Source organism: Lonsdalea britannica, from assembly GCF_946477055.1.
Taxonomy (GTDB): Bacteria; Pseudomonadota; Gammaproteobacteria; order Enterobacterales; family Enterobacteriaceae; genus Lonsdalea; species Lonsdalea britannica_A.
In genome coordinates this window covers 1-9494 of sequence record NZ_CAMKXG010000137.1, presented here as the reverse complement: position 1 = coordinate 9494, position 9494 = coordinate 1, and the positions used below count along the sequence as shown (strand labels likewise).

Genomic DNA, 9494 nt, shown 5'->3' with positions numbered 1-9494 from the left:
AGGGTACGCTGCGCGGCACAAATGACTGGAAGAAAAAACTACTCAGGGCGAGCGTTAAGGTCGACAGAATGACTGCGAAGAATACGTTACCCAATGCCGGTAGCATCATGTATCGCAATACGGCGCGATACATGCCGCAGCGAATAAAGACCGCAATGGTGATCACCAGCGTCACCAGCAGGCTGGCTATCTCTGATAGGCCAACATGAAAGGCGTAGGTGCCCAAGCGAAAGGCGACCGCCAGATAGAGCGAAAAAATAATCGCGGCAACATCATACAGAACGGTAACGATACGTTTGTTTTTTCTTGGCGCGTTAAGCAAAGCATGAATGGGGTTAAACATCTAAAGCCTGGATGTCAGATGATGGAAATGGGTTTTGTTGTTACTATTCATAATCATTGTAGACACCCCATTTTTTATTAGCTAGCGGGAAGTATAGCCACTTAGAACATGAGGTTAATATGTGTACGACGATGACCGCCATCATACGAGTGTCGGCCTTGGAAAGGTAATACATTTTGAAACTATTAGTGACAGGTGGTAGTGGGTTTATTGGACGCCGTGTCGTTGAGCTGGCTCATGTACAGGGAATGGAATGCCTGTCCCATCGTAGCCAAAAGCCGGGCGTTCCGGTTCAGGAAGGCGTGGTCTACCAGGATCTGTCGGCCGATGCAGACTGGCGTGAGGCCTTGAACGGCGTCGATGCCGTTATTCACTGTGCGGCCCGCGTACACCAGATGCAGGACGTGCCGCGCGATTCGCTGTCGCTATACCGCGAGACCAACGTGGCGGGAACATTAACGCTGGCGCGTCAGGCAGCGGAATTAGGGGTAAAGCGCTTCGTGTTTCTCAGTTCTATCAAGGTCAATGGAGAAGCGAGCCCCGCCCATCATCCTTTCACGCCCCAAGTCGAACAGCCCCCGCAAGATCCCTACGGTTTGAGTAAATATGAAGCTGAGTTGGGTCTGTGGCAGATCGCCCGTGAGACAGGGCTCGAAGTGACGGTGATTCGCCCGCCGCTGGTATATGGTCCTGGGGTTAAGGCGAATTTCCAGACCATGATGAATTGGATCCGCAAAGGGTTACCCCTGCCGCTCGGGGCCGTGAAAAACTCGCGCAGCCTGGTTTTCGTGGATAATCTGGCGGATCTCATCTTGCTGTGCGCTCATCATCCACAGGCGGCGGGCGAAACGTTTTTGGTTTCGGACGATCATGATGTCTCTACCGCCGAGCTGCTTGCCGATATGGCGAAAGCTTTAGGCGTCGCCAGCCGCATTTGGCCGCTGCCTCCGCGCTGTTTACTGTGGGCGGCGAGGGTGTTAGGCAAAGCGCCCGTAGCGGAAAGGTTATTGGGATCGTTGCAGGTCGATATTACTCATACGCGCGACCGTCTGGGATGGCGGCCTGTTGTGGCTTATCCTCAGGCGCTTGCGCTGACCGCCAGCGCCTATCAGGCTGAGCGCGACGCTACGGATTAATCGATGAACCAAGGTTTAATGCACATGACGTTTCGTTTTTTTGATCTCACGCTCGCGTTGGTTGGACTCTGCTGTTTATGGCCCGTCATGGGCGTTATTTATCTCATCGGGCTGTTTGATACCGGGTCGCCGGTGTTTGTACAACAGCGGGTAGGACGGCACCAACGGCCGTTCAATCTGATTAAGTTCCGCACGATGGCGGTCGCAACCGAGTCAGTCGCCACCCATTTGGCTAACCGTCATGCCGTGACTCGTCTGGGCGCCTTTTTACGTAAAACCAAACTGGATGAGCTGCCGCAGCTGATTAATGTGGCTCGCGGCGAGATGAGTCTCGTAGGGCCTCGCCCCTGTTTGTTCAACCAACAGGAACTGATCGAGGAACGACAGGCCCGTGGCGTTTTCGACGTCCTGCCCGGCATTACCGGATTGGCGCAGATTAACGCCATCGACATGTCTACGCCTCAGACGTTGGCAGAATGGGATCAGAGAATGATTCAGACCATGACGGTGCAACGCTATTTTCGCTATCTGCTCCTCACCGTGGTGGGGAAAGGCGCGGGCGATCGCGTGCGCTGATACTGCAACCCCGTGACCTGTTAATCGTCACGGGGCTATTTCCTGCGGGCTGCCGCGCTTTGGCGGCCAAAAGCTTACTTCACATCTTCTAAAGCCGTTCGGTCCACGTAGGGCTTCATCAGGCTATCCGCCTCCCGCTGCGCGTTATTAGCGGCGTCCTGCGGCGTGACCTTCTCGCTGTTCACCACGGCCGCCAGCTGATTTTCCATGGCTTTGCGAACCGCCACCGTTTCGTAAGTGGCATACCACGGATGAGCATAGGTTAGCTGTTGCAGCGCCGTTTCGGCACGTGGATCTGCCGCCAGATAGGCTTTCATTTCCGGCGTCTCATAGGCGGCTTTGCGTGGCGAGAAGTAGCCGGTAAAGCGGCTCCAGCTGCCGTTGACCTGCGGACTGACCAGATAGGTCAGGAACTGGTAGGCCGCTTTTTTCTGCTCTTCTGTGATGCCTTTGAAGCTCACCAGACTGCCGCCGCCGATCGGCACCGCACGTTGCAGGTGCGCTGGCAACATCGCCACGCCCAGTTCGAAGTTCTGACTGTTTTCCCGCATGAAACCGAGCGCACCGGTGCTCAGCATCGCCATTCCCAGCTTGCCGGAGAAGAACGCCGCACTGATTTGTTTGGAGTTAAGCACGCCGGACGGCATCACCTTGTCGCGATAAATCAGGTTCTGCCAAAAGCGGAGCGCACCTATCGTCGAGGGCGCGTTGTAGTAAACTTCGCCGGGGTAGTCCGGATTAAAGTACTGACCGCCGTTGGCGCGCGTCAGCGCCGAGAGTAACCAGGCGCCGTAGTCGTCGTTGGTGGAGGGCAGCATGATCCCCCATTGGCCTTTACTCTGGTCCGTTAACTTCTGAGCGATCTCCCGCATCTCCTGCCAGGTCTGCGGCGGCTGTTTAATACCGGCCTGTTCGAACAGGGTTTTGTTGTAATACAGAATCGGCGTCGAGTTATGGAACGGGATGGCGTAGGTGACGCCCATCACCTGAGCATTCTGATGCATGGCGGGCCAGAACTCGCTGTGCAGGAACGCGGAAGCTTTGCGATCGCCAAATTTGAACAGTTCGTCCATCGGCAATATTTCCTGCTTCAGCGCCAGATCGGTGGTGAAGTTGGCTGACATGATGACCAACGCGGGCGGTTGCCCGGCCTTAGCCGCCGCTTCCGCTTTGATTTTGGTGGTGTCGTAATTGCCAGTGAAGATGCCGCGCACCTCTACATCCTGCTGCGACTGGTTGAAATCCCGGATAATGCGGGTCATTTCCATCGTCAATTTGCCGTCGACCGGCGCAGGAAACATGAAATCAATGTTTTGTTTGGCCAGTGCGCCGCCGGCGAATGACATCGCCAGTCCGAACGCCAGCATTTTAAAACTACGCATGGGGAATCTCCTGGAATAAGTTTTGCCCGGTAGCGGCATTAAAAAGATGAATATCCGTAGACTCGATGCCAAGACGGACGGGATCGCCGCGTTCGGGAACGTCGCCCCGATTTTTACGGCAGTAGCGCAGTATGCCGATGGCGGTCTCTACGTGAAGCAAGTACTCACCACCCAGCAGCTCTCGCTGCGTGATACGCCCAGCCAACTGAAAGGTATGAATGCCGGGCTCGGGGTGATCGGTGAGGTGTTCCGGTCGTACGCCAAAAACGATCTCGGGGATCTGAGTGGCGTGCGTGGGAAGCGTTAGCGTGCCTTCATCCAGTGCGACGCTGCCGTTGTAACAGGAAAGTCGGACCAGATTCATGGCGGGAGAACCGATAAACCCAGCGACAAACACGTTAGCGGGGTAAGCGTAAAGCTGTTCTGGGGTACCGACCTGTTGTAGCTCGCCGCGATCCATCACCGCAATGCGGTCGGCCATCGTCATCGCTTCGATCTGATCATGCGTGACATAAACCGTGCTGGTTTTTAACTGGCGGTGCAGCGCCATGATGCCGTCCCGGACATCGGTACGCAGACGCGCATCCAGATTCGACAGCGGCTCATCCATCAGAAAGAGACGTGGGTTACGCACGATAGCGCGCGCCATGGCGACCCGTTGTCGTTGTCCGCCCGACAGTCGTCCTGGTTTTCGGTCCAGCACGGCCTCCAGTTGCAGCAAGCGGACCGCTTCGTCCAATCGTGCCTGTCGCGTCGCCTTGGGCTCACGGCGTATTCGCATACCGAAGGTGATGTTGTCTCTGACCGTTAAATGAGGAAACAGCGCGTAGTTCTGGAAAATCATGGCGAAATTACGCTCGCGCGGCGACGTGGCGGTGACATCCTCCCCCTCAAGCCAAATATGGCCCTCGCTGGCGCTTTCCAGACCGGCCAGCAGCCGCAGCAGCGTACTTTTTCCGCAGCCGGAAGGGCCGACCAGCACCAGAAACTCGCCGGAGGCGATCTCTAAGGAGACCGACTTCAGCGCCGGTTTACCCTCGAAGCGTTTGCCGAGGTTCTGTAGTCGTATCAGGCTCATCACGCGTCATCCATCGGGCAGCTGATGGCCGCGTTATACAGCCACGGACCGGCATAGTGCGACAGCGGATGCAGGTAGCTCACCAGTTGATGGTCCACCAGACGATGCATCAGACAGGCGGCGGGCGACATATCGTAATAAGGGCGCGTGTCTTCATGATGGTAAGGCACCTGATGCACCGTTCCGGGGATCGTCGCGATAATCGCCTGACGATATTGGGTGAAGATCATGCAGTGGTTATGGCCGCAGAAAACCCTGACAAGGGCCGGGAAGCGCTCGATAAGCGCCAGCAGACGGTGCCCGTTTTCACAGGCGATCTGATCCATTTGAGCGGATCCCAGCGCCAGCGGCGGGTGATGCATAAAAATAGCGGTAGGCTTGTCGTCGAGGCTGAGCTGCTCTTCCAGCCAGCGCAATGTCTCTTCCGTCAGCCATCCTTTAGACGATCCCGCCTGGCTTGAGTCGATAAACAGCAGGCGCAGCGGGTAGTCGTCGATGGCGTAACGGATATTTTGCGGATCGAAGCCGATCTGCGGGCAGATCGCGTGCAGGTATTCCTGAAAATAGGTTTTGTCATCGTGATTGCCGGGGATGAGGTACAGCGGGTAGTCCAGCGCCCCCAGCGTCTGGCGCGCCATGCGATATTCCGACGCCTGGCCGCAGTTGACGATGTCGCCGCTGACGATCACCGCGTCCGGTCGTTCCCTCAGCGCGTTGAGCTGGGAAACCACGTCCGCGTTGGCCGCGTTGACATCAATGAATCCATACAGTTTTTGTCCCTGGTTACGAAAATGCGTATCTGAAATATGCGCTAACAGCATGAGTCACTCCGTTATTTTATTCCTGAGAAGCCGAAGCTTTTGAGGAACTGTTTTTGGAACAGGATGAAAGCCAGCATCAGCGGCAGGCAGACCATCAGCGTCCCGGCGCCGATGGTGCCCCACTGACCGCCGGACTCCGCGCCCATCGCAAAGGACACCAGCCCGACCGTAAGTACCTGTTTGTCCGGATCGTTAAGCATCATCAGCGGCCACAAATACTCGTTCCAGTGATAGGTCAGACTGACGGTGGCGAAGGCCATCATGGAGGGCCACGACATCGGCAGCAGGACGCGATACACGACCTGCCACCAGCGGCAGCCTTCCATCAGGGCGGCTTCTTCGATCTCTTTGGGAATGTTCATAAACGCCTGGCGCATCAGGAATACGCCGAAGGCGGAGGTGAAGTAGGGCATCATGACGCCGGTGAGCGTGTTGAGCAGGCCGAACTGCTGCAGCGTCATCATATTGGGCACCATCATCATGACCGGCATGATCATCAGCTGGACTAAAAACAGGACAAACAGCGTCTGTTTGCCGCGGAATTCATGGCAGGCGAAGACATAGCCCGCCGTGGTGATCGTCAGCAGTTGCACGAACAGGGTGCCGAAGGCGAAGAAGGCGGTATTGGCGTACAGGCGGAGCCAGTCGGCGCTGTACCAGGCATCGCGAAAGTTATCCAGCGTCAGCGGCCAGCTCGGCAGCAGGGAAGCCATGCCAGGCCCAAACGTACTGGGGCTGAACGCCGCCGACAGCATCCAGATGAACGGCGCTATCCAGAGCAGTGCGGCGCAGATGAGCAGCGCGCTGAGGGTGATGCGCCCGCTTTGGCGCCAGCGTAGCCAGGTTGGACGGGCGGCGGTCTCCGCCTGATAGATGGGCGTTAACTCAACGCTCATAGTGCGCTCCTTTTTCCAAAACTTTCAGGTTGATGAGCGAGAAGAGGAACAGGGCGAGCAGGGTGATAAATGTGGCGGCGGAGGCTTTACCAAAGTCATGGGTGTCCCATGCCAGATTCTGGATGTAGTAAAGCAGCACCGTGGTGGCGTTATCCGGTCCGCCGTGCGTCATGACGGCAACGTGATCGATCTGGGTAATGGCGTAAATCAGCGCGGTAGTGAGCACAAAGCTCAGCGTTGGGCGCAGCAGCGGCAGAGTGACGTTGAAAAACACCTGTATCGGCGATGCGCCTTCCATAACGGCCGCTTCGCGCACGGAGGCCGGAATACCCTGCAGACCGGCCAGGAAGAACAGCATGTAGTAGCCGGCGAATTTCCAGATGCCGATCAGGCTCAGAGCCAGCAGCGCGCTATTGCTGCGGCCGAGATAGTTGTTGTTCATGGGGCCGAATAGCTTGGCCAGATGGTAGTCCAGCAGCCCCATTCCCGGCATGAAAATAAACAGCCACAGCGCGGCGGCGCTCACCATCGGGATAATCATGGGAAAGAAAAAAGCGGTGCGTAACCAGCGGTTTATCGCCGTGTTTTGCCATAGCGCCAGTGCGAGCATCAACGCCAATATCACGCCAGGGATGACGGTCAGCAGGATGTACAACACATTGTTCCATAGCGCGCGCCAGAACACGGGGTCGTCCAGCAGCCGCGCAAAATTGCCTAGCCCCACGAACGGCGCGTTATCGCCGGTCATGCGGGTGTCGAACAGGCTGTCGTAGACCGACCGTAATAAGGGAAAGTAGGTGAATAGAGCGAGAAACAGCAGTGAAGGCAACAGAATGAGCCAAGGCAACCAGTGACTGCGCATGAGGTTTACCGTCGTCAGCGATGAAAATTGAGCGGTTATCCTGAGGGGGGAATGCTGCACCCGCATGGCGGAACAGTGACGGTTTGATGACGAGGTCGTGATCGGCCCACAACGCCTATCAGGAAGGGCTATGCCGAATGAGTTCACCTGATGATCCGGACGTTGAAGTCTCATCCTCATGTCGCGGCCCGTGTGATTTCATCCCCGAGACGGCATCAGCAATATGCAAATAAAGAAAGTAGAACCCCAAACGTGCAGCGTTGTCGAATCGGACAAAAGGGGATGGCGTTGGAATATGTCGGATCATTTTGTCTAGACTCAACGTGTTATCCGAGTGGAAGCGAGTGGAAGAGGATAAGGCATTAGCCTCAGGTTTCGTCAGGGTTGCGGATTATTCTGATAGGAATGGGCGCCGTCATGTCAGGTCAGCATGTTACACTGGCTGCGGCAGTCATCGGAAAATGCGACTTAAACGGCGCGCTCTCCTTCTAACAGTCGATATCCCTATCGTTTCAGGCTTTATTATCGCGTTAAGTTGTGCGTCGGCGCGGACTATTTTCAGGTAATATAGTTTTACCAATAATGGTTGGCCTGCCTGGGTTCGAGTGTTTCTCTGCCATTACCATTCTGCTCGAGCCGGATCTTTTGGTCGGCGTGGTAAGGAATTAACGGTTTTTTGTCATTTCTGGCATGGTTCGGCTGAGAACGGCTGTCATTCCAGTATGGCGTTACGAGATGATAGCAATGAGCACCACCAAAAAATTCACCAAAGATTTACTCCATCCCCGTTATTGGCTCGTCTGGTTTGGTCTGGCCCTTTTATATCTCCTGGTACAGTTACCGTATCCGCTGCTGATGTTCACCGGACGCAGCATGGGCAACGCCGCGCGTTTCTTCCTAAAACGCCGCGTCAGCATCGCCCGCCGCAATCTCGAACTGTGCTTTCCCTCAATGTTGCCGCAACAGCGTGAAGCGATCGTCAAAGAAAACTTTGCTTCGTTGGGCATGGCGCTCATGGAAACCGGTATGGCCTGGTTTTGGTCGGATCGCCGCGTACGCGCCTGGTGCGAAGTTATCGGCCTGGAGAATTTGCAGCAGGCAGGGCGTGAACAGCGTGGCGTGATGGTCATTGGCGTGCATTTCATGTCGCTGGAATTGGGCGGCAGGGCGATGGGATTATGCCGCCCCATGATGGCGATGTACCGGCCTCACAATAATAAAGTGATGGAGCTGGTACAAACCTGGGGGCGTTCCCGCTCGAATAAAGCCATGATCGACCGTAAAGATTTACGCGGCATGGTGCAGGCGCTGAAACGCGGCGAAGCGGTCTGGTTCGCGCCGGATCAGGATTACGGCCCGCGTGGCAGCGTATTTGCGCCGTTCTTCGCCGTCCCGAAGGCAGCGACGACCAGCGGAACATTTACGATCAGCAAGCTGGCTAATCAGCCGGCGATGGTGACCACCATCTTGATCCGGAAACCCAAGTGCAAGGGATATCAGCTGGTGATTCAACCCGAGCTGAAGGATTACCCACAAAACGACGAAACTCAGGCGGCGAGCTATATGAATCGGGTGATCGAGCACGAGATTATGCGCGCGCCTGAACAGTATCTCTGGTTGCATCGCCGTTTCAAAACGCGACCGGTGGGAGAAGCCTCGCTCTACCTCTAATTGCCTCCTCAATGCAAAGACGGGCAACGGCTCATGGCGGTTGCCCGTCTTTGATCGTGTAAGAATGTCGGTGCGATAAATAAATAGTTTTTGAAATTCTTATCCCAAAAACGGGATAATCGCAGGCTTACTTTACGGCAGCAGACGTTGCCCCGCCGTTGTCGGGGCTCAAGGGGACGTTTCTGCCGCTGGTGATGGCCCATGTTGTTTGTCTTAGGCAAGGGATAAACGGCATGACGTTAGCTAAATTCTGGCTCAGTTTCTGCGTTCTTCCACGCCGACCGGTTCGAATGACCGTGTTGTCTGGAGGCACAGAGGCTTAATAATAATGACTTAGCAAGGGATACCACCATGTCCAATTCTTCTCGTCAGGCTGATGAGGCTGCCCGTCCGCGTGGCGCACTCGATGCTTTCTTTAAAATCGCTCAGCGAGGCAGCAGCGTACGTCAGGAAATACTGGCGGGTCTTACCACGTTTCTGGCGATGGTTTACTCGGTTATCGTTGTCCCCGGCATGCTGGGAAAAGCTGGTTTTCCGCCTGCCGCGGTATTTGTTTCCACCTGTCTGGTCGCAGGGGTCGGGTCTTTGTTGATGGGGCTGTGGGCCAACCTGCCGATGGCGATTGGTTGCGCGATTTCTCTGACCGCGTTTACTGCGTTCAGCCTGGTGCTGGGGCAGAATATCAGCGTGCCTGTCGCGCTAGGCGCCATCTTCATGATGGGGGTGCTG

The 9494-nt window shown here is 55.9% G+C and carries 9 protein-coding genes and 1 pseudogene; 4 read left to right on the top strand and 6 right to left on the bottom strand.

The features are described from left to right. Positions 1–343, bottom strand: a pseudogene (locus Q7O77_RS10535) (polysaccharide biosynthesis protein); the annotation flags it as partial. 176 nt (positions 344–519) lie between these two features. Here Q7O77_RS10535 and Q7O77_RS10530 point away from each other — a divergent pair. Together Q7O77_RS10530 and Q7O77_RS10525 are read left to right on the top strand one after the other, a co-directional pair. Then, complete coding sequence (locus tag Q7O77_RS10530; RefSeq protein WP_304166737.1) at positions 520–1479, top strand: SDR family oxidoreductase; 960 nt, start codon at positions 520–522, stop codon at positions 1477–1479. A gap of 24 nt (positions 1480–1503) precedes the next feature. Next, entirely contained in the window at positions 1504–2055 is a 552-nt protein-coding gene (locus tag Q7O77_RS10525; RefSeq protein ID WP_304166734.1) for a sugar transferase, read from the top strand. A 74-nt stretch (positions 2056–2129) separates the two neighbouring features. Here Q7O77_RS10525 and Q7O77_RS10520 read toward each other — a convergent pair whose 3' ends face one another. The 5 genes from Q7O77_RS10520 to Q7O77_RS10500 are packed head-to-tail and all read right to left on the bottom strand — an operon-like array spanning position 2130 to position 7094. Then, a complete protein-coding gene (locus Q7O77_RS10520; protein ID WP_304166731.1) occupies positions 2130–3437 on the bottom strand; it encodes an ABC transporter substrate-binding protein in 1308 nt (435 codons plus the stop codon). Further along, positions 3430–4509, bottom strand: coding sequence for an ABC transporter ATP-binding protein (locus Q7O77_RS10515; protein WP_304166740.1), 1080 nt, complete (start codon positions 4507–4509; stop codon positions 3430–3432). The genes Q7O77_RS10520 and Q7O77_RS10515 overlap by 8 nt, the downstream gene beginning before the upstream one ends. Positions 4510–4514: 5 nt before the next feature. Next, complete coding sequence (locus Q7O77_RS10510; protein WP_304166729.1) at positions 4515–5336, bottom strand: phosphodiesterase; 822 nt, start codon at positions 5334–5336, stop codon at positions 4515–4517. Positions 5337–5347: 11 nt separating this feature from the next. Then, positions 5348–6232, bottom strand: coding sequence for a carbohydrate ABC transporter permease (locus Q7O77_RS10505; protein WP_304166727.1), 885 nt, complete (start codon positions 6230–6232; stop codon positions 5348–5350). Continuing rightward, positions 6222–7094: a carbohydrate ABC transporter permease gene (locus Q7O77_RS10500; RefSeq protein ID WP_304166724.1), complete on the bottom strand. Its 873-nt coding sequence runs from the start codon at positions 7092–7094 to the stop codon at positions 6222–6224. The genes Q7O77_RS10505 and Q7O77_RS10500 overlap by 11 nt, the downstream gene beginning before the upstream one ends. Before the next feature lie 744 nt (positions 7095–7838). On the opposite strand from Q7O77_RS10500, the gene lpxP reads away from it, so the two are divergent. Both lpxP and Q7O77_RS10490 read left to right on the top strand, forming a co-directional pair. After that, complete coding sequence (gene lpxP / locus Q7O77_RS10495) at positions 7839–8765, top strand: kdo(2)-lipid IV(A) palmitoleoyltransferase (protein ID WP_304166722.1); 927 nt, start codon at positions 7839–7841, stop codon at positions 8763–8765. Positions 8766–9116: 351 nt separating this feature from the next. Continuing rightward, a partial coding sequence (locus Q7O77_RS10490; protein ID WP_304166719.1) for a solute carrier family 23 protein occupies positions 9117–9494 on the top strand: 378 nt, incomplete at its 3' end.